The sequence below is a fragment of the Novosphingobium sp. PC22D genome, assembly GCF_002556635.1.
GTDB lineage: Bacteria > Pseudomonadota > Alphaproteobacteria > Sphingomonadales > Sphingomonadaceae > Novosphingobium.
Window position 1 is genome coordinate 289,742 of record NZ_MWMO01000004.1, and the last position, 24,678, is coordinate 314,419.

At 65.8% G+C, this 24,678-nt stretch carries 19 protein-coding genes; 3 read left to right on the plus strand and 16 right to left on the minus strand.

Annotation, left to right across the window (positions count from 1 at the left end; genetic code table 11):
- Positions 1-31 precede the first annotated feature (31 nt).
- The gene (locus tag B2G71_RS09645) at positions 32-1,849 is read left to right on the plus strand and encodes a tetratricopeptide repeat protein (RefSeq protein ID WP_098105541.1); all 1,818 of its coding nucleotides are present in this window, start codon (positions 32-34) and stop codon (positions 1,847-1,849) included.
- A gap of 84 nt (positions 1,850-1,933) precedes the next feature.
- Here B2G71_RS09645 and B2G71_RS09650 read toward each other — a convergent pair whose 3' ends face one another.
- The 3 genes from B2G71_RS09650 to B2G71_RS09660 form a co-directional block, all read right to left on the minus strand.
- Positions 1,934-4,900 (minus strand): TonB-dependent receptor, encoded by a 2,967-nt coding sequence (locus B2G71_RS09650; protein ID WP_168176320.1) that lies wholly within the window; start codon positions 4,898-4,900, stop codon positions 1,934-1,936.
- A 481-nt stretch (positions 4,901-5,381) separates the two neighbouring features.
- Complete coding sequence (locus tag B2G71_RS09655) at positions 5,382-6,317, minus strand: SDR family NAD(P)-dependent oxidoreductase (RefSeq protein ID WP_098105543.1); 936 nt, start codon at positions 6,315-6,317, stop codon at positions 5,382-5,384.
- On the minus strand, positions 6,314-7,309 hold the full coding sequence (locus B2G71_RS09660; protein ID WP_098105544.1) for a phosphotriesterase: 996 nt from the start codon (positions 7,307-7,309) through the stop codon (positions 6,314-6,316). The genes B2G71_RS09655 and B2G71_RS09660 overlap by 4 nt, the downstream gene beginning before the upstream one ends.
- A gap of 450 nt (positions 7,310-7,759) precedes the next feature.
- On the opposite strand from B2G71_RS09660, the gene B2G71_RS09665 reads away from it, so the two are divergent.
- Complete coding sequence (locus B2G71_RS09665; RefSeq protein ID WP_098105545.1) at positions 7,760-8,998, plus strand: MFS transporter; 1,239 nt, start codon at positions 7,760-7,762, stop codon at positions 8,996-8,998.
- Positions 8,999-9,055: 57 nt separating this feature from the next.
- Here the strand turns inward: B2G71_RS09665 and B2G71_RS09670 are convergent, their stop codons facing one another.
- The 4 genes from B2G71_RS09670 to B2G71_RS09685 form a co-directional block, all read right to left on the minus strand.
- On the minus strand, positions 9,056-9,469 hold the full coding sequence (locus B2G71_RS09670) for an EthD domain-containing protein (protein WP_098105546.1): 414 nt from the start codon (positions 9,467-9,469) through the stop codon (positions 9,056-9,058).
- A 40-nt stretch (positions 9,470-9,509) separates the two neighbouring features.
- On the minus strand, positions 9,510-10,472 hold the full coding sequence (locus B2G71_RS09675; RefSeq protein ID WP_168176321.1) for an SDR family NAD(P)-dependent oxidoreductase: 963 nt from the start codon (positions 10,470-10,472) through the stop codon (positions 9,510-9,512).
- Between the two features lie 79 nt (positions 10,473-10,551).
- Positions 10,552-12,960: a TonB-dependent receptor gene (locus B2G71_RS09680; RefSeq protein WP_098105548.1), complete on the minus strand. Its 2,409-nt coding sequence runs from the start codon at positions 12,958-12,960 to the stop codon at positions 10,552-10,554.
- Between the two features lie 139 nt (positions 12,961-13,099).
- Complete coding sequence (locus tag B2G71_RS09685) at positions 13,100-14,398, minus strand: hypothetical protein (protein ID WP_098105549.1); 1,299 nt, start codon at positions 14,396-14,398, stop codon at positions 13,100-13,102.
- 112 nt (positions 14,399-14,510) lie between these two features.
- Here B2G71_RS09685 and B2G71_RS09690 point away from each other — a divergent pair, with 112 nt between their 5' ends.
- Complete coding sequence (locus tag B2G71_RS09690) at positions 14,511-15,026, plus strand: nuclear transport factor 2 family protein (protein WP_168176322.1); 516 nt, start codon at positions 14,511-14,513, stop codon at positions 15,024-15,026.
- Positions 15,027-15,073: 47 nt separating this feature from the next.
- Here the strand turns inward: B2G71_RS09690 and B2G71_RS09695 are convergent, their stop codons facing one another.
- From B2G71_RS09695 to B2G71_RS09740, 9 genes are all read right to left on the minus strand, one after another.
- Positions 15,074-15,604 carry a nuclear transport factor 2 family protein gene (locus B2G71_RS09695; protein ID WP_098105551.1) on the minus strand — a complete coding sequence of 177 codons (531 nt, stop codon included), beginning with the start codon at positions 15,602-15,604 and terminating at the stop codon, positions 15,074-15,076.
- A gap of 51 nt (positions 15,605-15,655) precedes the next feature.
- On the minus strand, positions 15,656-17,134 hold the full coding sequence (locus tag B2G71_RS09700) for an aldehyde dehydrogenase (RefSeq protein ID WP_098105552.1): 1,479 nt from the start codon (positions 17,132-17,134) through the stop codon (positions 15,656-15,658).
- Between the two features lie 88 nt (positions 17,135-17,222).
- The gene (locus B2G71_RS09705; protein ID WP_098105553.1) at positions 17,223-18,056 is read right to left on the minus strand and encodes a MaoC family dehydratase N-terminal domain-containing protein; all 834 of its coding nucleotides are present in this window, start codon (positions 18,054-18,056) and stop codon (positions 17,223-17,225) included.
- Positions 18,057-18,394: 338 nt separating this feature from the next.
- Entirely contained in the window at positions 18,395-19,345 is a 951-nt protein-coding gene (locus B2G71_RS09715; protein ID WP_098105554.1) for an SMP-30/gluconolactonase/LRE family protein, read from the minus strand.
- 24 nt (positions 19,346-19,369) lie between these two features.
- Complete coding sequence (locus B2G71_RS09720) at positions 19,370-20,248, minus strand: NAD(P)-dependent oxidoreductase (protein ID WP_098105555.1); 879 nt, start codon at positions 20,246-20,248, stop codon at positions 19,370-19,372.
- A gap of 59 nt (positions 20,249-20,307) precedes the next feature.
- Entirely contained in the window at positions 20,308-21,501 is a 1,194-nt protein-coding gene (locus tag B2G71_RS09725) for a CoA transferase (protein WP_098105556.1), read from the minus strand.
- Positions 21,498-22,658, minus strand: a complete 1,161-nt coding sequence (locus B2G71_RS09730) for a CoA transferase (protein WP_098105557.1) — start codon at positions 22,656-22,658, stop codon at positions 21,498-21,500. Before B2G71_RS09730 ends, B2G71_RS09725 begins: the two co-directional genes overlap by 4 nt.
- A 10-nt stretch (positions 22,659-22,668) precedes the next feature.
- Positions 22,669-23,877: a MaoC family dehydratase N-terminal domain-containing protein gene (locus tag B2G71_RS09735; protein ID WP_098105558.1), complete on the minus strand. Its 1,209-nt coding sequence runs from the start codon at positions 23,875-23,877 to the stop codon at positions 22,669-22,671.
- Between the two features lie 137 nt (positions 23,878-24,014).
- Positions 24,015-24,596 (minus strand): cysteine hydrolase, encoded by a 582-nt coding sequence (locus tag B2G71_RS09740; protein WP_098105559.1) that lies wholly within the window; start codon positions 24,594-24,596, stop codon positions 24,015-24,017.
- Between the last annotated feature and the right edge of the window lie 82 nt (positions 24,597-24,678).

Here is a 24,678-nt window from a genome sequence, read left to right on the forward strand (position 1 = left end):
GCCGCGCCATGCGTGCTAGGCCGGGCCAGACGTGAACGGCGAACTTCAGCAAGGCCTTGGCACCGCGCTCGCGGCGTTGCGCGCGGGGCGCGACGGCGAGGCGCAGGCGCAGCTCGACGCGCTGCTCGCGCGCTGGCCGAACGATCCCGACGCGCTCCAGCTCAGCGGCATGGTGAAACGCAAGCGGGGCGATCAGGCGGGCGCGATCGCGCTCTTCCGGCGCTCGCTCGAAATCCGGCCCGCGCAACCGCATGTGCATCACAGCCTGGGCAACGCCTATCTCGCTCTCGGGCGGAAGGCCGAGGCGCGCGCGGCCTACGCCGAGGCCCTTCGGCATGCGCCAGACAACCTCGACGCCCGCATCGCGCTGGGCGAATGCGAGTTCGAGGACGGCGAGGCGAAGCGGGGCTGCGCGACCTTGCGCAAGGCCATCAAGCAGGCCCCCGAGAACGGCAGGGCATGGGCGTCCTACGGTCGGGCGCTGCGCGCCGACGCACGCCACGAAGAGGCGATCGAGGCGCTGTTGCGCGCCGCCCAGCTTCGCCCCGGCCATGTCGGCACGCTCTACAACCTCGCCGTCGCCTTGCGCCTCGGCGGTCGCGTCGACGAGGCGCGGCTGCTGCTCGAAGAGTGCCTGAAGCGCAATCCGGACTTGTTCGAGGCACGCTACGTCCTCGGCCATTGCCAGCAGGAACTCGGCGAGGTCGAGGCGGCGGCAAGGACTTATCGCGCCGCCATCGCGGCACGGCCCACGGCGCGCGACGCGCACGATTCGCTCAGCCGCCTGCTGTGGCAGCACGGCGACGCGCAAGGTTACCTGCAAAGCTATGGCGAAGTGCTCTCCGCCATGCCGGACGAAGCCCCGCTGCTTGCCGACCTCGCCGCCAAGCTGGGACAAGCCGGGCGCCTCGACGAGGCCGTGCAGCTTCTCCGCGAAAGCATGGCGCGCGGCGTCGAGACGCCGGACATCGCCTTTCGCCTCGGCCAGTCGCTGGCGGCACGCAAGGACGATTGGCTCGCCGAAGCCGTCGCGCCGCTACGGAGCGCCGCCGAAGCCACGCCAGTCGACCACGGCGCGCGCTATGAACTGATCCGCGTGCTCATGGAACTCGGACGGCTGGACGAAGCGCAACAGGCGCTCGCGCCACTGCGCTCGGCAAAGCCGGCGGATCAGCAGGGCGTAGCGCTCCAGGCGCTGATCTGGCGCGCACTGGGCGATGCCCGCGCCGACCCGCTTCTCGATACGGACGCGCTGGTATGGGCGGGCGTTCTCGAACCGCCCCCGGGCTACGGCGACATCGCCGGTTTCAATCGCGACCTCGCGGCGGCGCTCGATCGCTACCACCGCGGCCAGCGGCATCCGATCGAGCAGACCTTGCGCGGCGGTACGCAGACCGTCGGCGAACTGCTCGATCGCGATGAGCCGGCGATCCGCGCCCTGCGCGGCATGCTCGCACGCGCGGTCACGGCCTTCATCGCGCGAATGCCCGACGGCGCCGACCAGCCTCTGTTCGCACGCAAGGCGCACGATTTCCGCTTTTCCGGTTCTTGGTCGGTCAGGCTCGCGACGCAAGGCTATCACCTCAGCCATATCCATCCGTCGGGCTGGATAAGCTCGTGCTACTATGTCGCCGTGCCCGAGAGCATCGCGCAGGGCAGCGACGACGCGGGCTGCCTCGTGCTCGGCAAGTCCAACCTCGATCTCGGCCCGGCCGACCGGGTGTTGCGCACGATCCGGCCGCAATCCGGACTGCTCGCGCTGTTTCCCTCGTATATGTACCACGCCACGGTTCCGTTCGAGAGCGAGACTCCCCGGCTCACCGTCGCGTTCGACGTCGTTCCTTCATAACCGCGTCGACGAAATCCGGTCCGCCAAGGAAAAACCCCGCCGCGCATCGCGCGACGGGGCTTTCCGTTCCGTGGCGGCGGGGCCTCAGAACTTGAGCTTGGCTCCCATGAAGAAGCGGATGCCCAGGGGATCGTACGTGCTCGGATAAGTGTTGAGCTGTTCCTGGGCGCTGCCCAGAAGCTGCTGGTGATTATCGAACATGTTGAGAATGCCGCCGTAGAGCGTGTACTTGTCGAGGTCGTAGTCGAACGAGAAGTCGAAGTAGTTCTCGGGATCGATCTTCGGCACCGGAAGCACGCTCGCATCCACCACGCCGCGCGTGACGCGGTCGTCGGTGACCTTGCCCTGGTAGCGCCAGCGAATGCTGGTCGTCAGGCGCCCGACCTTGAGCGTGAGCCGGGTGTTCGCCTTGAACTCGGGCATCGGCTCGCCGCAGGTCAGGCCGAACGTTCCGGCGCACTCGTTCACGCGATCTGGCAGCGCCGCGACCGAGGTCACGTCGAAGCTGTTCAGCCAGTTGGCCGTGGTCGCGATGTTCAGCGTGCTGTCCGAACCGGCGAGCATGCCGAGCGGCATCGTGTAGCTTACGCCCACGTCGATGCCGTCGGTCTTGATCTTGCCGATGTTCGCGAACAGGACGCTCACGCCGCTGTCCTGGCCCGCGGCATTGGTGCCGGTGCCGATCGTGCCGTCGTCCTGGCGGATGATCGAGCGGCAATACGGGCTGTCCGCGTCCTGAACCTGATTGTAGCACAAGTCGAAGACGTTGTTGATCGATCCGCCGAGGCGCGCGATCGCGTCGTTCACGGTAATGTTGTAGTAATCGACCGTGATCGCGAGACGCGGGATCGGCTCGAAGACGGCGCCGACCGTGTAGGTGTCGGTCGATTCCTCCTCGAGATCCGGATTGCCGCCGACGATGCCCGAGACCTGGAAGCTCGGCTGGACGCCGCTGGTGCCGACGATGCCGTTGGGGACGCCGGTCGCGACGCACAGCGCGCGGATCGCGGAATCGCTGGCCGCACTGGCAAGCGCGCAAGGATCGCTGGCCGCTTCCGAGACGCGTGACTGCGCCGAGAACAGCTCGTTGACGCTCGGCGCGCGCACGGCGCGCTGATACTGGCCGCGCAGCCGCAGGGAATCGACGACCTGCCAGGTCGCGCCGCCGCCATAGGTCCACACGCCCTTCACGTTGTCGAGCGAGTAGTCCGAGTAGCGGAACGCGCCGTTGAGCTCGAAGCCGTAGAACACGGGGATGCGAAGCTCACCGAAGAATTCCTTGACGTCGTACTCGCCGTAAGTCGGCTCGCCGACCTGACCGACGCTTCCGGTCGCCGGATTGAACGCGGCGGTGACTTCGCGCCACTCGAAGCCGGCGGCGAAGCCGAGCGGACCGGCAGGCAGTTCGACGACGGTGCCCGTGACCGACGCCTGGGCGACCTTCATCGTCGTCTCGTAGGTGCTGACCTGACGCTCGGTGATGAAGTCGATACCCTCGGGCGAGATGTTCGGGCCGAAGATGTTGAGCGGGACGCAGCCGTTCGACTGATCGGCGCAGACCAGGTTGCCCGAGGAGTCGAACGCCGTCGTCACGCCCTGCGCATAACGCGAGGCGACGATGTTGCCAGTGCTGGTCAGCGTGTTCTTCGACTTGGCGTAGGAATAGTAGGCATCCCACTGAAGGTCGGTGAACGCGTTCTCGCTGAGCGAGCCGATGTCGCCCCGCAGACCGCCGACGAAGCGGTAGGCATCGCGATCGTAAGTCGCGTTGCGGGTCGGACCCTCGCTGATGCGGCGCCCGATGCTGACGGTGGTGTAGCCGTCATTGCGCGTGGCGGCCGGAATGATGACGGGCAGTCCGTCCGCGCCGAGCACGGGGTTGTTGTTCGCGTCGAGCTGAACCGTTCCCTCGCTCGCATCGAGCGCGCGGAACAGGTTCTGCAGGCCGGGCGTCAGGAACGGGCTGTCGACCTGGATCGAGTAGCTGCCCGTGACCGGGGTCGCGGCATACTGCGTCTTGGTGCGGTTGCTGCTGTAGAGGCCCTCGAAATAGGCCTCGATCCCCGGCGTGACTTCATAGTGCGCCATGCCGCCGAACTGGTTACGGACGAGCGGCAGTTGCAGGTAGTTGTCGGGATTGAAGTTGTAGCGGTCGCCGGGAACGACGAAGGGGCTCACTTGCTGGCCGGTCTCGTCGAACTTGAAGCCGTTCGAGGTGAGGTTGTTGAGCCCCAGCGAGGCAAGCGCGCTCTGCACGCCGGGCCGCCCCGTGAGAGCCGCGCCCGCCGGCAGGCCGGCGATACGGCCATTGGGAATGCCCGCACTGCCGCCGCAGGCGAGCGCCGGCGAACCGTCGATCGTCGTATCCTCGAGGAAGCAGGCCGACCGGCCGCGAGCGTCGGCGAAGGTATCGTCACGGTTGTAGTAGTTGTAGAACAGCGTGACGTTGCCGCGACCTTCGGCGAAGTTGGCGCCGCCCACGATGTCGAGGTTGAAGCGCGCGGAATCGCCCGCGGCAGTGATGTCGTACTGGCTCGATACCTCGAGCCCGTCCATGTCATCCTTGAGGATGAAGTTGACCACGCCCGAAACGGCGTCCGAGCCGTAAACCGCCGAAGACCCGCCGGTGATGAGCTCGACGCGCTCGACCAGCGCGGTCGGTATCGTGTTGACGTCGACGATCTGGCGCGCGTCGAAGAAGACGAAGCGGCGACCGTTGACGAGAATGAGGTTGCGCTGCGGTCCCAGACCGCGCAGGTCCATCGTCGCCGCCGCGCTGGTTTCGTTGTTGGTGAACGCGCCCTCGCCCGGAACGACCTGCGGCAAGGTATTGAGCAAGGTTTCCATCGTCGCCGTGCCGGTGAGCGTCAGCTCTTCTTCGCCCACGACCGACATCGGGCTCATCGACTCGACGTTCTGGCTGGCAATGCGCGAACCGGTGACGACGATGCCGCCACCTTCTGTCGTATCCTCGGTCGGCGCGATCTGGGCGTGGGCCGCCGTCGTCAGCGCGAGCGTCGAGGTGGCGGAGCAAAGGAGCGTGGCGAGCACGCCTCTCATGGTTGATGGTTGGGCCACAATTCCCCCTGAACTAGGTTTTTTCCAGCTCTCCCGGAGCGTGTTTTTTGTTCGGCGAGGTTGAAGCTACAGGATAGCGATCGAATGTCAATGCAAATGCATATGTTCAAACATGCTTTTGTGGATGATATTCAGGCGCACGAAGCCGGTCCGCTCCATCGGCGGCTTGCTGATCGCCGATACCGACGGCGCGCGCTCGCAAGGAGGAGCGCCGGAACGAAGCGTCCTCAAAACGGAACCGAGCCTTGGCCCGAAACCTCACTCGGCGGGCCCGCGCCATAAGTCCGTTCGCGCAAGCCGCTGTCTCGGTCGGACAATCCGGAAGCGCGCGAGCGGCCAGCACCAGCGCGGCCGCGCCAACAGGGCAATACACTGCGCCAAGCTGGCGGGCTCACGCATCATGCCGCGAGCGTTCGAGATAGACCTCGCGCCACGGCGGGCCCCAGGGCCGGCATCAGGTCGCGATCGGCTGGTAGGGCTTGGGTGACCATTGCCGGGGATCGGCCTCGTCATGCGTCGAAACCCCGTCGGGCGAACCGGCGAAGATGTCCTGCCAGCGCTGCGCGATCGTCTCCAGCGTCATTTCGCGATCCGCAAAACCGCCAGTGCGCGCAAGATAGAAGCGCGCGACGCGGCCGCCCATCGATTCGATGCATTCCCCGGTGAACGGCACGCTCTCGTGTGCCAGGAACGCCACGGTGGGCGAGACGATCTCCGGCGGCATCGTTTCGCTTGCCTGCGCTATGAACGAGGACGCCTCTTCCTGGGCCGCATGGACCATGCGGGTCAGCGCTCCGGGAACGACGGAATTCGCCTTGATGCCGAAGTCGACGCCCTCCGACGCCAGCGCGCGGGTGAACGAATAAACGCCGCCTTTCGCGGCGGCATAGGCCGATTGCCAGGCAAGGCCGGTCATCGACCCGGACGATATGTTGACGATGCGGCCGAACCCCGCCGCCTTCATGTGCGGCCAGGCCGCGCGGCAGGTCTGGACGGTGCCCATCAGGTTTACCTCGATGATGTCGCGGAAATCGCGCGGCGTCATGTCCTCGAACGAGACCACGCGGCAGATGCCGGCGTTGTTGACGAGGATGTCGCACGAACCGAACGCCGACATCGCGGTTTCAACGATGGCGGCCGCTCCGTCCTCGCTCGCCACCGAATTGGTATCGGCCACGGCTTCGCCGCCGGCCCGGCGGATCTCCTCGACGACCGCTTCCGCCGATGCGACGCCGGGATAGCCGAGTTCCGCGGGCAGGACGCCGATATCGTTCACGACCACCCGCGCGCCCCGTGCCGCCAGCAAAAGCGCATGCGACCGGCCGAGGCTCGGGTTGCCGCCCGCGCCGGTGACGATCGCGGTACGCCCGTCGAAACGCAGCATGCTCATGCCTCGACCCCCGCTTTCGTGGCGGCTCTTTCAAAGAGCCTGCGCGGAGTCTCGACGAACATGCGATCGAGGTCGTGCTGCGACACCCCGGCCTCGCCGAGCGCCGGGATCACATCGTTGTGGATGTGCAGGTAGTTGTGGTTCGGCATCGCGGCCGCATAGTCAGAGACGTCCGGGAAAAAGTCCGACCAGCAGCAGCAATCGTGGCTGAGCGCGAGCCTGTCCGCGTATCCGCGCCGCACCATTTCAGCAATCGTGGCGACGCGCTCATCCATGGTGATGGCGAAATCGACGCCGAAGCGGTCCATGCCGAGGATCGATCCCTTGTCGGCCAGCTCCATCAGGTAGTCGATGTCCGTGCTGTCGCCACAATGGCCGATGACGACTTCCTCGAGGTCAACGCCTTCCTCGGCGAGGACCCGCTGCACGTCGCGCCCGGTGTGCTGCAACGGCGCCGTATGGACCGTGATCGGAACCCCCGTCGCGCGGTTCGCCTGGGCAACCGCGCGCATCACCCGCTCGACGCCGGGACGCAGCCCGGCCGCGTCGATGGCGCACTTCAGCATCCCGGCCTTCACGCCGGTGCCGGCAATGCCATCGACGATGTCGCCGATGAAGTGTCCGATCATCGGCTCCACCTCGGCATCCTTGAGCAGTCCGGGCCCCCAGAACAGGAAAGGCGCGGGAACCGCATCGAAAGTGTAGGCGCCCGTCGACACGACGATGTTCAGCGCGGTCCGGCCTGCCGCCTCGGCCAGCGCGGGCATGTGCCGCCCCAGGCCAAGGACGGTGAGGTCGATGATCGTGTCGATGCCCGCCGCGTGCAGCGCATCGAGCCTCGCGACGGCGTCGCTGATGGTGCGCTCATCGAAGAAGTCGGGCCGGTAGTTGTAGGTGTATTCCATGTCCATGAGGAAGACGTGCTCGTGGATCAGCACGCGACCAAGGTCTGCGCTTTCGATGGCGCCGCGCGCGGTCTCAATTTTCGGCAATCTTCTCTCCCTCGGCTCTCGATGCTGACGGGGTCCATTTGTCGCCAAGCCTGCATGCGCCGGCACGCCATGGCAAGCACTCCAGGCCCGAATACGCGTTCGACGGCCGGGACGCGATCGACGAAATTCTCAAGTGCCCAACGCAAGGGTTTCGCGCCTGAAAAATGCACTATCTTGCGTCTCGCGTGATCACTCCCGCTTGTGCCATCGCTCACGTCCACGCGGCGCGTCGGTTGGAAATTATCACGAGAAGATTGTTTTCACCGGATATTATAGAGCGAAACAAGCGCTTGATAGCAGGATCGATGGATGCGGACAAAGGATTCGGCGCCCCAATCCCAAGCTGAATCATGCATTATAAGTTGACGTTCCCAAGGCGCGCGGTGATGAGCGTCGAGAGCGAAAAACCGCCGTCGAGACGCCACGGGCGCAATTGGGGATGGGAGAGACATGCAGACGACCCGAGGGGAATGGCGCGACAACTGGCCGGTGCTTGTGGCCGCGATGATCGGGTTCTCGACGCTGGGCGTCCAGAGCTACGCGATCGGCCCTTTCGTGCCTCACCTCGAAGCGGAATACGGCTGGAGCCGGGCGGAGGTCATGCTGGGCGTCAGCATCTCCAACGCCGTGGGAATCTTCCTCAATATCGCCATCGGGCTGATCGTGGACCGCTTTGGTTCGCGAAGGATCGGGATCCTGGGCCTCGTCGTGAAGACGGGCGCGTTCGCCCTGCTCGGCACGGCGACCGGATCGCTGCTGAACTGGTCGCTGCTGTGGGTCTTCGTGGCGATCGGGATCGTGCTGGTGCAGGCAACCGTCTGGACGCGCGTCATCGCCAGCCGGTTTGACCGCTCCCGCGGCTTCGCAATGGCTCTGACCCTGAGCGGAACGTCGCTCACCGCGATCATCGCGCCCGTGCTGGCGACGGCCCTGATCGCACAGTTCGGCTGGCGCGGCGGCTTTTTCGGTTTCGGCGCCGTGTGGCTCGCGGCGACACTGCCGCCTGTGTTCTTCCTGTTCCGCGATGCGCCGGCACGGCACGAAGCGGCCCCGCCGACGCCCCGGGACGTGCCCGGCCTGACCTTTCGCGAAGGCATCCGCACGCACGCATTCGCGCGTCTCATGATCTCGTTCGGATGCTTTTCCTTCTTCAGCATGACGATGGCCACAAACCTCATCCCCTTGCTGCTGGAACGAGGGGCCGGCCCCATGCAGGCCGGACAGATCGCTTCGATCATGGGGCTTTGCGGATTGGCCTCGCGCCTGACCGTCGGCTTCCTGCTCGATCGCTTTCCCGGGCACGTCATTGGCGCGGTAACGCTGCTTTTGCCCGTTCTGGGAGCGGCGATCTTTCTGCTCGATCAACCGAGCATTTTCCTTCTCGCCGTCGGCGTCAGCCTGTTCGGTGCGGCGATCGGCGCGGAAATCGACGTCGCGCTCTATCTGGGCACTCGGCATTTCGGCCTGAAGGCATTTGCCAGTCTGTTCGGAGGCGTGATCTCCTTCGGAGCCGTCAACGCGGCGATCGGCCCCTTCGTGGCAGGAGCGCTGCATGACCGGACCGGCAACTATGACAGCCTTCTCGCCATCGTCATGGCCGTGATGTCGCTAGGTGCGCTTGCCATGCTGACGATGAGGCGGCCGAGGGGCTCCTGGCAGGCCGCCGGCGAACGCGTGGCGGCCCACTGAAAGCAAGGCCGGGAGCGCGCGCCGGGCCAGAAGCGCAGCCCGGCGCGCGCTTCGCGCCTAGTCGTCGTAGACGATCTCGATGCGCGGCGGCTTGCCATCAGGGCGCATTGGCGAATCGTACTCGACCACCGAGCACACCGGATTGCTGTGCGTGGCGAAGAGCTTCAGTTCGTCTTCCTTGAGCACGTTCAGGCGCTCGGCATCCCTGATGATCTCGCGCGACCGATCGAAATCATCGCGGCTGTTCCACCAGATTTCCATGATGCAGTCGTATCCGGGATCGAGAACCTCTCCCGTTACCGGGTTGGGTTCGGGCGTAAGATAACGGCGAACATAGCGCATGGCGTTCGGCATCGATGACTGAAGGCCCTTGCGTTTCGACAGCTTCGAATGCTCGTTCTCGTAGTAGTCGAGGAATTCTTCCGCCGTCATGTCGGGGCGCTTGCGAAAGAAGCATATCTGCTTGAACATGGCGATCTCCTTGGGTTGCCGTTCTGCGCGGCGGCGCCGGTCAGCCCGGCTTGACCGCGATCGATGCGCTCGAATCCAGCTTTTCGGACACGCAGAACAGGCGCGCCACTCGTGCCGATCGATCGCTCAGGTCGTCGGGATAGAACATTCGTTCGTCCGCCATCGTGGCGGGCATCGCTTCCCCGACGCTTTCGGGAGACGCGGCCACGTCCATCACGCCTTCGCTCTCGGCAAGGCGAAGCCGCGCGATCCGCCCGCCTCCCAGCGATATCGTCTCTCCGTTGAGAGCACATGCCTCGCTCAGCAGGAAGGCCGAGCCCGCCGCCACGTGCTCGGGCGCCATCGTCTCGAGCAGCCAGCGCGAATAGGCGGTATCGTGCAGCCTTTCGGTCATCCGCGTGCGCGCCGAAGGCGCAACACCGTTGACAGTGATGCCATGCGCGGCCCCTTCCAGGGCGAGGCAGCGGACCACGCCGATTATCGCCGCCTTCGCGGCCGCGTAGTGCGCATTGCCGAACGATCCGTATATGCCCGCCGAGCTGGCCAGCACCAGCCGGCCGTATCGCTGCCGCACCATGTGCGGCCAGGCATGGCGGGCAAGCCACAGCGCCGCCATCGGGTTGATCCGCATCAGTCCCTCGAGGTCCCGCGTCGACAACTGGTCGGCCGGCCTCAGCTCCGGAGATGTGCTGGCATTGTGCGCGATCGCGTCGATCCGGCCGAACGCATCGAGCGCGGACGCGATCGCGGCACCACAGCTTTGCTCGGTCGCCAGGTCTCCGGTGAACGCGAGCCCCGTGCCGCCTTGCGCCTCGATCTGCGAGACCACCGACCGCGCCGCGCCGCCTTCGGCTCCGGCGCCGTCGAGCGCCGCTCCGCTATCGGCAACGACGACGTTCGCCCCGCGCGAGGCAAGAAGCAGCGAGAGCGCCCGGCCGATACCGCGGCCGCCGCCGGTTACGAGCGCGACACGGCCATCGAAGCGGATTTCATCGTCAGACATCATGCCTCGCGGAGAGCATTTCCGGTTTCGCCGGCCGCCCGCGCAAATGCGCCAGCGGCCAGAAAAACCCGCAGTCCGGTCAATATTTGAACGTGGCGCGGATCCACAGTTCGCGTCCCCGGTCCATGTAGCAGCCCACCTCGTCGATGCCGGCCGGGCCGCGCACCGTGCTGCCGGTGATCAGACCGCCGAGCGCGCCGGCCGCGCGGTTCGAGTTCGCGCAGTTGCCGCTGGTCAGCTCGTTGTTCAGGTTCTTGCCGATCAGGGCGAGTTCCCAGTTCTCGGCCTTGAGCGTCGCACTGAGATCGGTCTTGAGATAGGCGTCCTGGTAATAGAGGTAGCCGAGATTGAGCAACTGCTTGCTGGAGAACTGCGTGTTGCTGGCAAGGACCAGGGTCATGTCGCCGCCGACCTCGAGGTCGTAGTTGATCCCGAGCACGCCCGACCACTTCGGCGCCCGCAGCAGGGGAATGCCCGAGCGGTCCTGCGCGGTGAAGCCGCCCGTCCCGCCATTGGCGGCCGGACTGAAGAGCAGGTTGCAGCCTTCGGAAACGAGCTGGCCGCCATAGCAGGGCACGTTCACCAGACTGGTGTACTTGGAATCGTTCCAGTTGACGCCCGCGCGAATGGCCAGACCGTCGAGCGACCAGGGGCGATAGGTCACGTCGGCCTCCAGTCCGTAGACGCGTGCGCGACCGGCATTGACCGTACGCGTGACGGTGATGCCGCTTTCCGCCTGGACGTTCGCGCCGACCTGTAGGCCGCTGTATTTGTAGTAGTAGCCCGCCACGTTGAACAGGATCGGCCGGTCGGCGAGGCGTGACTTTATGCCGAGTTCGCCGCCCTCCACCTTCTCGTCGCCGAAGGCGTTGTTCTCCCCGGCGAACGGCGGCGTCGAGACGTTGAACGAGCCCGACTTGTAGCCGCGCTTGAGCGAACCGAAGATCGTCAGGTCATCGTTGGGCTGGAAGGTGACGCTCAGTTCCGGAGCGAGGTTCTTCGCCCGGATCTCGGGCACCGCGAGGGCGACGGGAACGCGCGAACCCGAAATCGTGTTGAAGCCCTTCTGATCGCGGCGTTCGTCCGTGTACCGGGCGCCGAGCGCGATCTCGACTTTGGGCACGACCTTGTAGAGGACCTGGCCGAAGACCGAGTTGGTCTCGATATCCACGCTCTTGATGCCTTGCTGCAGCGTCGCGGGCACGCCGAAGACGGTGTTGCCGCCGATGCGGACATTGTCTTCGAACTTGCCGCGCTCCAGGAAGCCGCCAAGCGTGAAGTTCAGGGGCGTGGTGAAATCGCTGGTGAGGCGCATCTCGTGCGTGATCTGGTCGCGCTTGAAGCGGTTGCTGGCTGAAATCAGCCCCGCCCCGGCGCTGCTCATGGTGGCGTTGACCATGCTGCGCGAACGCGCGAAGTAGAGCCCGGTCAGCGTCGTCAGCGTGAGCCCCGGGCTGATCGTTCCGTTCACCTCGAGCGTGCCATAAGTCTGGCGGGTCTTGTTGAACGGCGTGCCGTTGTTCTCGATCCCGGGGAAGGCCGCCGGATCGAGATCGACCAACGGTATGTTGCGATCGAGCTTGCAGTCGTTCGGATCGATGAACTGGAAACCATTGTACGGCCCCTGCCCGTCAGGACACAGCACGATCTGCGCGGAACCCGGGTAATCGGTGTCGTCGTAGACGTGGTTTACCTTCAGCCGGGTGCTGAACGTGTCGGTCGGCTCCCACAGCGCGGTGAACCGCACCTTGTAGTCCTTGGCAGGCGTAATGCGCCCGCCCGGATCCTTCGACCCGAGAGCCGGGATCGCCTGCGCCCGGTCCGTGAAGAACCCTTTCTGTTTTCCATAAGTCCCGGCAAGGCGCAGCCTGAGCGTATCGGCCACCGGCCCGGAAACGATCGCCTCGTAGCGCTGCTCGTCGGCTTCGAACTCGTAGCCGGCGCGGGCGATCAACTCGAACTCGTCGGTGGGGTCGGCGGTCCGGATCGAGATCACGCCTGCCGGGCTGCTCTTGCCGTAGAACAGCGACTGCGGCCCCTTGAGCACCTCGACCTGACCGACATCGAACATGCCGCTGGCAAAGACGAGGCCCTGCGCGAAAGCCATCCCGTCGATATTGAGGGCGACCGAACTGTCGACGCCGGGGTCGAGCGCCGAGGTGCCCACGCCGCGAATGGACGCCTGCAGGCCGACTGAAAGGATCGAGGTCCCCAGCGTCAGGCCCGGCACGAGCGTGGACAAGGACTTCAGGTCCTGGGTCTGGAAATTCTCGAGCACGCTCTGGTCGATGGTGGTCTTGACCACCGGCACGTCCATGATCGATTCCGTGCGCTTGCGGGCCGTGACCAGAATTTCTTCGTAAGCCTGGCCGCCGCGTTCGGCCTCACCCGCGTCGTTCGCTTCCGCGACCTGCGCCGCGGCGCTGGCAGACCACGCCATGGCAACCGTGCCGGCGCCCAGCACCAACAAATGGCCCAATGCCTTCATAAATCTCTCTCCCCCTCTTCGCGCGCTGCGTCGCTGCTTCGCAGTCGATCTGGCGCCACGCGGCTAGCCGCAAGGACGGGACCCTACGCAGATTTCCGCGTAGCGCAATGGATAATGCATTATCTTGAGATTTTTCGCGCTAGATTGCCGCGTCCAGGCTGCGCTCGAAGCCGTGACGATCCCACAAGTTGAGAAAGGCGGTCGCAATGTGGAGCTGGTTGCGCGCGGATTCGTGGTCGAGAAAGACCGGATCGAAGGCCCCGCTCGCCCGGACGGCGCCGGGAAACGCGCGAAGGATCCTCGCGGGGCTGTCGACGAAATAGGACAGCCCCATCATCGCGACGTAAAGATCGAGGTGCAAGGTCAGTTGCTCCACCGCGATTTCCGGTCCGCCGTGAGCCGCCAGTTCCTCGACGAAGAGCGAGAACAACGCCGCCGAATGGCTGTTCCACGTATCGACGCTGGCACCGCTCAGGCAGCCCCAGATCGAGAACGCCAGGTTGAGCTGGCCGACATGCCCCCAGTCCATCAGCCCGCACTGCAGGCCCTCTCGTTCATCGCGCCAGAACCAGGCGTTGTCGATATTCGCATTCCAGTGGCAGAGCGCGATCATGTCCGGGTCGGACACGAGGAACCGGCGGACATCGCCCTGCCGCGCGACGAGCCGTCCGGCCTGCGCGCCGACTCGCTCCAGGAGGTGAGGCGTGACATTTACTGGGAACAGTTGAGGCGCCTCGCGGATGAAATCGGCGAATGCGGTCGTTTTCTCGACCACCTCGTCTCCTGTGAACGGCATGTGGCAACTCTTGACCATCTCATTGGGCTCAAAGGGAAACCTCTGTGAGACCGAGCGCGGCAACCGGCCAGAGCGATGGGCGGCCGCGATCCGCGCGAGCGACCGGATGATGACACGATAGTGCTCTGCCGGGTTCGGCAGTCGGTCGTCGGTGCACTTGGCGCGATGTGGTTCGATCCCGCCGCATCCGAAGTCGATCCTTTCGGTGATCAGCACGCCGGTGTTGGTCGCGTCCTCATAGTCGGCGAAATAGGCCGCCGGCACGCGGATGGGAAAATCGGCGGCGCGCGATACCGCCGCGAAGCGGACTTCGCTTGCAAGCTCGTACTTGCCGCGATCGTCGCGGACGCGGTTGCGAAAGTCCCGCGAGAACTTGACGAAAAGCCGGGTGTGGAGCGCGGGGTCGGCTCTTTCGTATTCAACCGTAAGAAAGAACTTCTCGCCTGTGCTGCCCCCGATGCAGGGGCGATACTCCGCGATCCGGGCCACGGCGTTGTCCGGGGGAAGCGAGCCGAACGCACGGAACGCCTCGGTCAGGTATCCCGCGCCGGCCTGCCGCAAGGATTGGCCGTGCGAGGGGACCTGTAGCCCCGTCATGTCCCCGACCACGAAATCGTAGGGGATCTGCGCGGGTTTACTCATGAATTCGTGTCCCTATCGCTTGCCGGGTGTGAATGCGCGTTGCGCTCAATGGTGCATGATGCATTATGGATCAACGCGAAATTCCATACCCTCGCGGACGGGAGACCTATTGATGCTTGAATTCCTGATGGCCGAAGCCGGCGTGCGCGACCTGCACCAGAGGTATACCGACGCCGTCTGGCGGCGTGATTTCGACGCGTTCGCCAATTGCTTCGCCGAGGATGCCGAATGGCGCATCTCCGGGATGGCCTTGCGGGGCCGGCAGCAGATCCGCGAGACCTTCGAAAGGATCATGGAGAAAATGGGACGCGTCCTCATCAGTTTCCGCGCCCCGATCCTTCATGAGGTCGACGGCGCGTATTGCGCCCGCACCTATATCGACGAACGGTGTGCCTGGAAGAATGGCGACACCAACATCGCGCTTGGCTGCTATTACGACCGCTTCGTCGAGATCGACGGACACTGGTTCTTCCAGTGGCGGCTGTTCCAGCAACTCTATCGGGGCGCACCCGACATGACGGGAACATTTCTCGATTTTGACGACTACGGCGCGCCGCCGGCGATGCCGCCGCTCACCGCGCTGACGCCGGACACCGCGCGGGCGCGCTGGGGCCTCGACGCCGGCTAGGCGCGATGCGGGGCTCGCAGGATCGGCCGACGCGGCTCGGCGCATGACTACCCCGGCAGCCGGACGAAAGGCTGGTCGCTCTCGAAACGGCTGATGCGCCAATGGCCGTCATCCTCGCGGCGGCATTCCATCCATACGTCGGCAATCGCGCTCGCGTCCGTATGCCGGGCTCCCGCCGGATTGCCCTCCGCGGTATAGAACGCCATGCCGAACGTGATCGCGGCATGGTCCGGGTCGCGGAACTCGACGCGAAGGTTGGCATTGAGGTGGCGCATCGGCGGCATCGCTTCGCCGCCTGCGGTCAATCGCTCCGCTCGCTGGCGATAGGCCTCGACGATCGCGTCGCGTCCCGTCCGCGTACCGGAGTGCATGGTGTAAACGCAGTCTTCGGTGACGATCGTGTCCATGGACAGGCCGTGATTGAAGTCGAGCTCGTAAACCCAGTCGTTGATAAGCTGCTGAATCTCGGCGACCGAAGCCACCTCTTGCATGCTGAATTTCGCCAATCTGCCATTCCTCTCCAAATGAATCCCGTTCCGGTCGATGATCGCGCGGCTGCCTGCGCCCCCGCCGGCCATGCGCAGCCCCGTGCCGCGCCAAAGGCTTCGCGCGCAGACCTGTTCGAAGTCTCAGAACTTCATCGAGAAGGGATCACGCCGATCCCCCGAGAAATCAACGAACACCGTTTTGGTCTGCGTGAATTCAAGGATGCCGGCTTCTCCGCGCACGCGGCCGAAACCCGAATCCTTCATTCCGCCGAAAGGGGCCTGCGGCGCGGCGACACGATAGGTGTTGATCCAGACGACGCCGCTGTCGATCGCGCGCATCATGCGCATGCAGCGCCCGATATTCTCCGACCAGACGCCGCTGGCAAGCCCGTAGGGCGTGTCGTTGGCGATCGCGATTGCCTCGTCCTCCTCGTCGAAGGGGATTATCGACAGGACAGGGCCGAAGATTTCCTCCCGGGCGACCTTCATGTCGTTGCGCACGTCGGCGAAGATGGTGGGCTCGATGAAGAACCCCTGTTCCAGTCCCGGTCCATCGGCGCGTCTGCCGCCGGCCACCAGACGCGCGCCATCGCCTTTCGCAGCGTCGATGAAGGACAGGATCTTCGTGAACTGCGGCTCGTTGGCGGCGGTCCCCATTTCGGTTGCCTTGAGGCGCGGGTCGCCCATGCGTATCCGGCCAGCCCTCTTCGCGAGAGCGTCGACCATGCGTTCGTAGATTCCGCGCTGCACCAGCAGCCTGGACCCGGCGATGCAGGTCTGTCCGGTCGCTCCGAAGATACCGGCCAGCGCGCCTATGAGGGCGCGGTCGAAATCGGCATCGTCGAACACGATGTTGGGGGACTTGCCGCCAAGCTCCATCGTTACCGGCTTGAGATTGGCGCCCGCGGCCTGCGCGATCAGCCGTCCGACGCCGGGACTTCCGGTGAAGCTCACCTTGTCGACCCGCGCGCTCGAGATCAGCCATCGGCCGACGTCGCCGCCCCCCGTAACGACTTGCACCACACCGGACGGAAATCCGGCCGCCTCGCAGATCCTCGCGATCTCGAGCGTCGTCGCCGAGGCGTGTTCACTGGGCTTGAGGATCACGCAATTGCCGGCCGCCAGCGCGGCGGGAAGCGTGTTCGTGAGGATCGCGACGGGAGAGTTCCATGCGGTAACGCACGCCACGACGCCGAAGGGCACCCGGATCGTGAGATCGAGGGTGTCCTTCTGGTCCAGCGGCACAACGTCGCCATGGAGCTTGTCTGCCCAGGCGGCATAGTAGCGGAAGATGCGCGCCGCGTAGCCCATCTGGTTGTGCGTTTCGCGGATGACCTTGCCGTTGTCCGTCGTTTCGAGCAGCGCCAGGCGATCGGCGTCCGCATCGATGAGATCGGCGACCCGGTTCAGCAATCTCGCCCGCTCGCCGGGGCCGGTCTTGCGCCAGCAACTCGCGAACGCTCCGCGCGCGGCGGAAATCGCGTCCTCGACATCGGTCTCGGTCGCCACCGGAATCCACCCGTGCACCTCCTGGTCGAAAGGGTTGATCGCGGGCATGGTCCCGCCATCGGCCGCGTCGCGCCACTCGCCCGCGACGGGCATTTGGTATCTGACTGTCATCCGCGGCTCCACTTTCGATTGCGCAAGCACGGTCGACGGGCCTCTTTCGACCGGCCACCCCCTGGCGGCTGCCTTGTGAAAGCGCCGGTCACGAGGGCGTCCCGGTGCGCACGGTCGCAACCATGCTTTTCGCCTCGCCCTGCTGGGTCCAGAGCCGCGCGCCGCCATCCTCGGGTTCGCCGCAGACATGCAGCGGCAGCCCGTCGAACGCCGGCTGCTGGCCCCGGAACTCGAACCCGGTGACAGGCGCCGTCAGGTTGCGAGCCGCCAGATGCATCAGCAGCGTAGCCTGAAGCGGGCCCTGGACGACGAGCGCAGGGTAGGCCTCCTCCCCGATTGCGTAGGGCCGGTCGTAGTGAATGCGGTGACCGTTCATGGTGAGCGCGGAATAACGGAACAGAAGCACCGGATCGGGATCGACCTCACGGTGCCACGCGCTCTCGTCGGGTTCGGCGGCGATCGTCGCGGGAACCGCGCCCGCCGCGGGCTCGCGATAGACAAGGTCCTGCTCCTCGCTCACGGCGAGACCATCGCCGCCGTCGAGCTGGTGCCGCACGGTGACGAAGACGAGCGTTCCGCTCCGGCCCGTCTTCTCCTTGACCGCGACGATCGTCGAGGTCTTCTCGACCCGCGCACCGAGCAGCAGCGGCTTGTGAAAGGTGAGCCGGCCTCCCGCCCACATCCGCCGCGGCAGTGGCACTGGCGGGAGGAAGCCTCCTTTTGCCGGATGGCCGTCGAGACCGAGCCCCGAGGGCGGCCTCACATCCCAGAAATAGAGCCAGTGGTGGAGCAGCGGCAGCGGATCGCCGGCTTTGCCGTCGCCCTCTTCGGCGAGCGCGGCTTTGAGCGCGTTGCTGCGTGCCGGCTCCAGCGTATCCGTGGCGCTCTGGCTGCGGCCGATCCAGTCTTCGAATGCGGTCATGTCCAATCCTTCGAAAATTCAGGTGATGTGCGAGCGACGCCCTAGCAGCGCCCCGGCCAGCGTTGCGACACCCGCAATGAGAAGCAGCACGGTCGTCGCGCGCGATGAGCCCTGGACGACGAGAAGCTGGGCGATGAAGGGAAGCTCGCGAAAGCGAGCAGCGTCTGCGCCGCGCGCGATTCGGCCGGGAAGAACAGCGGTCCGAACACCAGCGCGGCGGCGGTGCCGTAGATGAGAAGTCGTAGAGTTCGACCGCGGTCCCCATCAGCGCGGCGAGCAGCACCTGCCGCTTCGCCCGGATCGGCGCGTCGGTGCCGCCGCAGGAGGCCGGGGCCGCCTCAGCCACGCTGGTGGAGCAGCGCAAGGCCCGCCCGGGGCCATTCGACCGCGATGAGCAGGCCCGTGCCCGAGACCGTGATGTAGGCGGTGGTCAGATCGGGCCCGCCGAAAGCGATATTGGTGCAGTAGGGTTCCGGCCCTTCCCAGTATTCGAGCGTTTCGCCTTCGGGCGTGAACACGGTGATGCCGCCGGTGACCAGCGTCGCCACGCAGACGTTGCCGCACGCCTCGAGCGCCATCGAATCGAAGCGCTGGTAGCCGGTCGCCTGCCCGACCAACTCGCCGCCGTTGGGCGAAGGCCAGGGCGCCTTGCCGAGTTCGCCCGCCCCGGTAATGGGCCAGCGCCAGAGCCGCCCGGTCTCGGTTTCGGAGGCGTAGAGGATCGTCTCGTCGGGCGACAAGCCGCAGCCGTTGGCGGTGATCATCGGAAACGCCGCCTGCCGGATCATCGAACCGTCGGGAGCGGCATGGAAGAGCGCGCCGCTGTCCATCGTGCGTCCGTAGGTCTTGCCGTGCTCGGTGAACCACATCATCCCCCGCGCGTCGAAGACGATGTCGTTCGGCCCCGTGAGCGGAATGCCGTCGCACTCGGTATAGAGCCACGAGACCTCGCCCGTTTCCAGATCGACGCGCTGGATGCCGCCGCCGATATAGTCGCTCGCGCGGCCGTGCGGCCGATTGTAGCCGGTGAAGCCGAGGATATCCTCGCGGATCCAGTTGAAGCCGCCGTTCTGGCACACGTAGCAGGCCCCGTCGGGACCGATCGCGGCGCCGTTGGGCCCGCCGCCGGTTCGCGCGACGACGTCCTTGGTTCCGTCGGGGTGGACGCGGGTCAGCTTGCCGCCCTTCATCTCGACCACCAGGACCGAGCCATCGGCCATCGCGATCGGACCTTCGGGAAACTCGAGCCCGTCGGTGATCACCCGGTAGTCCAGCTTGCGCCTCTGCATCCTCTTGCTCTCCCGTTGCCGCCGCTACTTCCGGTCGACCACCTCGATGATCGCGGGGAAGTATCTGTCTCCGATCCCCGCATCGATCGCGGCCTGGTAATATTGGCTCGCGAGCCGGGCCATCCGGGGCAGGACTCCCGTCTGCTCGGCGAGTTCGATGGTGTAGCCGAGGTCCTTGATCGCGTAGTGCGAGGGGAAGGCCTTCTCGGGAAACTCGCGCGGCGCCATGGCCTTTCTCGCATGGGTCTGAAGCGCGAAGGAATTGCCCGATCCCCGCCCCACCGCCTCGATCAGCTTGGCGGGCGTCACCCCGGCACGCTCTGCCACCACCATCATCTCGGCAATGGCCGCGACCTGTTCGAACAAGAGCGTGTTGTTGATCAGCTTGACCACTTGTCCGCAACCGACCTCGCCACACCAGGTCACGTCCGATCCCATGTAGCGCAGCAGCGGCTCGATCCGCGCGAAAGTGCCGGCATCGGCGCCGACCATGATCGAAAGCGTGCCCTCGGCCGCGGCCTGCCGCGTGCGCGCAACCGGCGCATCGGCAAAGGCCACGCCCGAGGCCTCGAGCCGGGCCGCGATCTCGCGCGCATCGGCGACCGCCGTTGTCGAAAGGTCGACGACCACGGTGCCCGGCGCCGAGGCACCTTCGATGGCCTCGCACACCGCCGCGACCTGCTTGCCGCCGGGCAGCGACAGGAAGATCGTCCGCGCGGCCGCCGCGACCTCTTCGACCGAAGCGGCCGCGACCGCGCCGTTCACCACTTGCGCGGCGAGCGCTTCGGCGTTCATGTCGTAGACGTGGACGGAGGCCGGGTGCTTTCTCACCGTATTGGCGCACATGCCCGAACCCATCACGCCGAGGCCGATGAATCCGAGCGCAGGTTCGGTTGCCTTCATATCCTTTCGGCCTCTCCCCGGCCTTCGGTCGTTATCGACCCTGATCAGCGGATGAATATTCAGTAGATGACTTCGGCGTCCTCGAGCGCACGGCGTTGCTCGCGAGTCATGCCCAGGAGTTCGCCGTAGATGTGATCTTCGTCCTCACCCAGTTCGGGCGTTCCGCGGTGGATGCCGATTTCCGGCGCCTTGGACAGCCGCATCGGCACGCCTACCGCAGCGCGCGGAGTGCCGTCGGGCTCGGCGACCTCGACTATCGCACCGCGCTCTCGCAAATGCGGGTCGGCCACGATCTCGGGCGTCGTGAAGGAAATGTGCGCCGCGATACCCGCGGCCTGCAGCGCCAGGACGGCGGCTTCGGCTTCCTGCGTCCGCGTCCAGGCCATCACGATCGAGTCGAGGTCGGGAATGCGCGCGCGGCGTGCGGCTTCGCTTGCGTAGCGCGCGTCGCTGACGAGGTCCTCGCGCCCCATGAGCCGCGCCAGCGCGGCCCACTGCGGGTCATCTGCCACCGCCAGTGCGAGCCAGCGGTCCTCGCCCTTCGCGGGATAGACGCCGTGCGGCGCCATGCGCGGGTGGGCGTTGCCGATCCGGGCCGGCTCGCCGCCCGCCGCGGCAAGCAGCAGCAGGTCGCCCACCAACGAGGAGGCGACCTCGCGCGCGGCGACATCGACGTGGCTGCCTTCGCCCGTCGCGCGTCGGCGATGGAGCGCGGCCATCAGCGCGACCGCCGCATTCATGCCGACCGAGTGATCCATGACGTGGCGTATCTCGATCGGCGGCCCATCGGCGTAGCCGGTCATCGCCCCGAGCCCGCCCCAGGCGCCGAACAACGGCGCGTAACCGGCAAAATGCGAATCCGGACCGCTCTGGCCGGACGACGAGACGGAAAGCATGACAATGTCGCGCCTCGCCGCCTTCAACGCGCCGTAGCCCAGGCCGAGGCGATCCATCACGCCGGGCCGAAAGCTCTCCGCAGCGACATCGCTCACGGCAACGATCCGCTTGGCCAGCGCCGTTCCTTCGCGTTTCTTGAGATTGATCCGCACCGACAGCTTGGTCGAGGCGACCTGATCGAACGTCGCCGGGCCCATCCGTCCATAGACGGGATGCGGCTTGCGAAAGGCATCGGGCCGCATGGCGCTCTCGATCTTGATGACCTCGGCGCCAAGCTGCGAGAGCAGGTGCGTGCAGAACGGCCCGGCGTTGTGCACGGTGAAATCGGCGATGCGAATTCCGCAAAGCGGCGTCATACGCTGTCCGTCTCCGCCGCCGCGAGGGCCGGAGGGCCGCTGCGGATCGACAACGGACGTCCGTCGAAGTGGAACGGGGAGACGAGCATGCCCACTTCGCCCGTCCCCTCGATCGGTACGGGCTGGAACAGTCCGCGATGGCACTCCTGGGGATCGGCGAGAATCTCGGCCGGTGATTTGTAGCGCGCCAGCGGAACCCCGAGTTTTTGTCCGGCGTCGACGATCTCGTCGACCTTGCGCGCGGCGGCCCATTCCCGGATACGTCGGTTGATCTGCGGCCCCCGGCGGCTGCGCTCGAGACCATCGGCAAGCGCAGGGTTGCATGCCCATTCAGGCCGACCGAGCAATTCGACAAGCCCATCCCACTGGCGCTGTTCGAGCGTGAGCAGCTCGACGTGACCGTCCGCGCAAGGGATGACGCCCCCGTACCGGAAGCTGCGCTCGAGCCGGTGCTCGATCGAACCGTCGCCAAGGCGCTGGACGGCGAAGGCGCCGATCGCGAGATTGGCGTCCTGCGAGGAAACGTCCGCATACTGACCGCCACAGCGCGGCCGGGCCCAGAGCGCGGACAGGATCGCGAGCGCCGTCGCGATCCCGCCCTGCATCTCGCCGAAGTGACCCGCGATCTTGAGCGGGGGGCGATCGGGAAACATCTCGAGAGCGAGCCCGTTGGGCAGCAGGAAGCCTTCCCCCCCGGCGTGCTGGACGACCACGTCCTCGCCTTTCCATCCGGCCTTGGGACCCGTCGCGCCGAACGGAAGCACGGACGCATGGACAAGATCGGGAAAGGCCGCGGCAAGCGCGGTCTCATCGGTACCGAGCGACGCACGGGCGGCGACCGGCGTATCGTCGATGTAGACGTCCGCGCTTGCGAGCATCGTCGCCAGAGCCTCGCGCCCCGCTGCCGCTTCCGGTTCGACGACCGCGCTTGTCATTCCCGCCGCGAGGTAGGCGAAAAGGCTGCTCATCCCGTCCGCGCCCTGTTCGCCCGGCAGGAACGGCGGTTCGCGCCGCAGGGGGCACCCGCCCTCGGGCTCGACGAGCACGACGTTCGCGCCCATCGTCGCCAGCATGCGCGCCGCATAGGCCGCCGCCACGCCCGAGGCGTTTGCGACAACCTTCAGCCCGGCAAGCGGTTCTGTGGCCTCGTGCGGCACGAGCCCGCCCTTAGCGTACGACCGGCAGTTCGAGGTCGCAGTCGCGGCCGTCGAAGAACACCTTGTGCTCGGGATTCAGCGAGGGAAGCAGCACGGTCGCGAGGCCCGGCGTGGTCAGTTCGCCGCGCTGGTTTTCGCCCCGGATCTCGATGTCGACGAGGGCGTGTCCGTCCTTCACGTACTTGCGCGTGACCTTGCCGCGCGCCCAGGTGCAGTCGCCCATGATGTTGAACCCGCGCATCTGCGTGCGTATCCGCTTGAGGAAGGCCGCATCGCCCATCCAGTTGGTGATAAGGCTTGCCATCCACGAGGATCGCTGCGGACCGTAGTCGTAGACGCCCGGCACGCCGACATCCTTTGCGGTCGATTCGCGATGGTGGCCAATGCCGGTGTACTCGATGCCGCCGCCCGCCTCGGGGTTGCGAAAGAAGTGGCCGGGATGCTTGACCGCGTTCTTGAAGATCACGCCGTGCGTATGGCCCCGGCCCGATCCCACGAGGAAGCCCATGGTATCCATCAGACTGAGCGGACCGCGCACGATCTCGGGCAGTTCCTCACCTTCCTGAACCTCGTCCCAATAGCGCACATTGACGCCGCGCATGTTCTTTTCCTCGTTGAGGATGGTATCGTCGATCCTCGCGAAGTCTTCGGCCGAGTATTCGTGCGTCTTGATTTCCGAATACTTGCCGGCATCGCGCGCGGCCTTGCGCTCATGCCGGGTGCAGGTGCCGAGCGCGCGCGCCACGAGGTCGCCGTTCTGGTTGGAATAACTCGCTTCCACGTACTGCAGTACCAGCGTGCCCGAGAACTTCGACTCCTTCACGTCGATGCCGACGACGCGCTCGATCGCGGTGATGCGGTCGCCGGGGCGGATGTGCCGGAACAGCTCCCAGTCGTTGCCGGCATAAAAGCCGTGGACGCCGGGAAGCCCCCAGCGCGTGCGGCCGACCCAGCCGAACGCCATCGGAAAGTTCGGATGCGCGACGATCGATCCGTAGCGCGACAGGCGGCCATGCTCGAGATCGCGATAGAGCGGGTTCAGATCGCCGATGCCGTTGCACCAGTTGCGCATCGTGTCCTCGGTGGCGTCCTGGAGATAGGGCCCCTCGGGACGAAGCTGCATGCCAATCATGTTCTCGGCGCCCTTGATCGCCTCCAAGGTAATCTTGCCCTCGGCCGGCGCCCCACCGACGTCCTTGTCCTTCGCTTCCGTTGCCATCCCGCATCCCTCTTTGCGCAGGTTCCCTGCCCGCATGTCAGATTGTGGATAATGCATTATTCTAACCGACGCAGGGAGTCCAGCGCGTTCGACGACGATTGAGGATCTGCGCGGTGCCTTATCGCGAGGGCGGTCGCTTAAGCCGACCAGTCGAATTCCGCGCTGTCGACAATGGCACCGTAACGCCCGAGGCAGGCAATGGCGTGCTCGTGCTCGTCGGGGCTGGCGCCCGCGCAGCAGTCTTCGAGGATCACGACCTCAAAGTCGCGGTCATGCGCCTCGCGGGCGCCCGAATGGACGACGCCATTGGTCGAGACGCCGCACATCACGATCCGTTCGATCTTGTTGGCGCGCAGGATCGCTTCGAGCGAGGTCGCATAGAACGGGCTCACCCGGTGCTTCACTATGTCGAAGTCCTGCGGCGCCGGCGCGATCTCGGGATGGACTTCGGTGCCCGGGGTTCCGAGCTTGAAGATGCCGTTTTTCCTGGCCCCCGAAAAGATCGGAGAGGCTTCGGGCGCTTCGCGGTAGTCGGGAGAAAAGCCCACGCGCACGAAGCCCACCTGGCCGCCGGCCGCGCGCGCCGCCGCGATCGCCGCCTTGGTGCGGGCGAGAACATCGCGCTCCTTGACCTGCGCGCCGTAAGTCCGCGCATTGAAGCCGTCCTCGGCGACAAGGTCGTTCATCATATCCATGACCAGGAACAGGGTCTTCTTCATCGGCTTAGGTTTCGTGGACAAAGGGTATCCATTGCAGGGCTGAGACGAGATTGACGAAGCCGAGGTAGGACTCTTTGGTTTT

Coding starts and splice junctions, on each gene's coding strand:
- B2G71_RS09680 (WP_098105548.1), bottom strand. CDS start 12,960: ATGAAGGCATTGGGCCATTTGTTGGTGCTGGGCGCCGGCACGGTTGCC.
- B2G71_RS09715 (WP_098105554.1), bottom strand. CDS start 19,345: ATGCAGAGGCGCAAGCTGGACTACCGGGTGATCACCGACGGGCTCGAG.
- B2G71_RS09675 (WP_168176321.1), bottom strand. CDS start 10,472: ATGTCTGACGATGAAATCCGCTTCGATGGCCGTGTCGCGCTCGTAACC.
- B2G71_RS09690 (WP_168176322.1), top strand. CDS start 14,511: ATGCTTGAATTCCTGATGGCCGAAGCCGGCGTGCGCGACCTGCACCAG.
- B2G71_RS09725 (WP_098105556.1), bottom strand. CDS start 21,501: ATGACGCCGCTTTGCGGAATTCGCATCGCCGATTTCACCGTGCACAAC.
- B2G71_RS09705 (WP_098105553.1), bottom strand. CDS start 18,056: ATGACCGCATTCGAAGACTGGATCGGCCGCAGCCAGAGCGCCACGGAT.
- B2G71_RS09655 (WP_098105543.1), bottom strand. CDS start 6,317: ATGAGCATGCTGCGTTTCGACGGGCGTACCGCGATCGTCACCGGCGCG.
- B2G71_RS09700 (WP_098105552.1), bottom strand. CDS start 17,134: ATGACAGTCAGATACCAAATGCCCGTCGCGGGCGAGTGGCGCGACGCG.
- B2G71_RS09720 (WP_098105555.1), bottom strand. CDS start 20,248: ATGAAGGCAACCGAACCTGCGCTCGGATTCATCGGCCTCGGCGTGATG.
- B2G71_RS09695 (WP_098105551.1), bottom strand. CDS start 15,604: ATGGCCGGCGGGGGCGCAGGCAGCCGCGCGATCATCGACCGGAACGGG.
- B2G71_RS09735 (WP_098105558.1), bottom strand. CDS start 23,877: ATGGCAACGGAAGCGAAGGACAAGGACGTCGGTGGGGCGCCGGCCGAG.
- B2G71_RS09665 (WP_098105545.1), top strand. CDS start 7,760: ATGCAGACGACCCGAGGGGAATGGCGCGACAACTGGCCGGTGCTTGTG.
- B2G71_RS09685 (WP_098105549.1), bottom strand. CDS start 14,398: ATGAGTAAACCCGCGCAGATCCCCTACGATTTCGTGGTCGGGGACATG.
- B2G71_RS09670 (WP_098105546.1), bottom strand. CDS start 9,469: ATGTTCAAGCAGATATGCTTCTTTCGCAAGCGCCCCGACATGACGGCG.
- B2G71_RS09740 (WP_098105559.1), bottom strand. CDS start 24,596: ATGAAGAAGACCCTGTTCCTGGTCATGGATATGATGAACGACCTTGTC.